The following is a 1157-nucleotide window of genomic DNA, read 5'->3' on the forward strand; positions in this document are numbered from 1 at the left end:
GGCGCCCTGGCCACCGGCCCCACCGAGCCCGGCCGCGCGGGGAGCGGCGGCCCCGCCGACACCGCCCTCGACGCGCCCCACCACGCCGACCTGGCCGCCCTCACCGCCGCCGGACCGGTGCCCGGCCTGGTGGTCCTGGCCGTGCCGCCCGCGCCCGACGACGTACCGGACCTGCCCGGCCTGGTGCGCGGGCGGGTGAACGCCGCTCTGGACACACTGCGCGCCTGGACGGCCGACGAACGCTGCGCCGACCGCCGGCTGGCCGTGCTGCTGCGCACCGGCGACCTCACCCACGCCCCCCTCCACGGACTCGTCCGCGCGGCCCAGGCGGAGAACCCCGGCCGGTTCCTGCTGATCGACAGCGACGGCAGCGCCGCTGCGGGCCCCGCCCTCGCCGCCGCGCTCGACTCCGGCGAACCGGAGGTCGCCGTACGGGACGGCGAGATACGGGTGCCACGCCTGGCCCGGGCCAAGCCCGGCGGCCCGGCGGTCTGGGACCCGGACGGCACCGTGCTCATCACCGGCGGCACCGGCGGCCTCGGCGCCCTGATGGCCCGGCACCTCGTCACCGGACACGGGGTACGGCGCCTGCTGCTGGCCGGCCGGCGTGGCCCGGACGCCCCCGGAGCCGCCGCCCTGCGGGACGAACTCGCCGAGGCGGGCGCCGAGGTCACCCTCGCCCGGTGCGACGCCGCCGACCGCGCCGAACTCGCCGGACTGCTCGGCGAGCACGACGTACGGGCCGTGGTGCACGCGGCAGGCGTCGTCGACAACGGTGTGCTGGCCGCCCTCGGCCCGGACCAGGTCGACCGCGTGCTGCGGCCCAAGGTGGACGCCGCCTGGAACCTGCACGAACTCACCCGCGACAAGGACCTGTCGGCCTTCGTCCTGCTGTCCTCCGCCGCGGGTCTGCTGGTCGGCGGCGGCCAGGCCAACTACGCCGCCGCCAACACCTTCCTCGACGGACTGGCCGCCCACCGCCGCGCGCTCGGCCTGCCCGCCGTCTCCCTCGCCTACGGTCTGTGGTCCGGCTCCGGCGGCATGAGCGCCGGCATCGACGCCGCCGACCTGGAACGGCTGCGCCGGCTCGGCCTGCCGCCGCTGGCGCCCGCCCAGGGCCTGCGCGCCTTCGACGCCGGCCTCGGCGCCGAGGACGC

General features: G+C 78.7%; 1 protein-coding gene. It reads left to right on the top strand.

Annotated features, from left to right (window positions below; translation table 11 throughout):
- A partial coding sequence (locus GT045_RS20775) for a beta-ketoacyl reductase (RefSeq protein WP_161335074.1) occupies nt 1-1157 on the top strand: 1157 nt, incomplete at both ends.

The sequence above is a fragment of the Streptomyces sp. SID486 genome, assembly GCF_009865385.1.
Classification (GTDB): domain Bacteria; phylum Actinomycetota; class Actinomycetes; order Streptomycetales; family Streptomycetaceae; genus Streptomyces.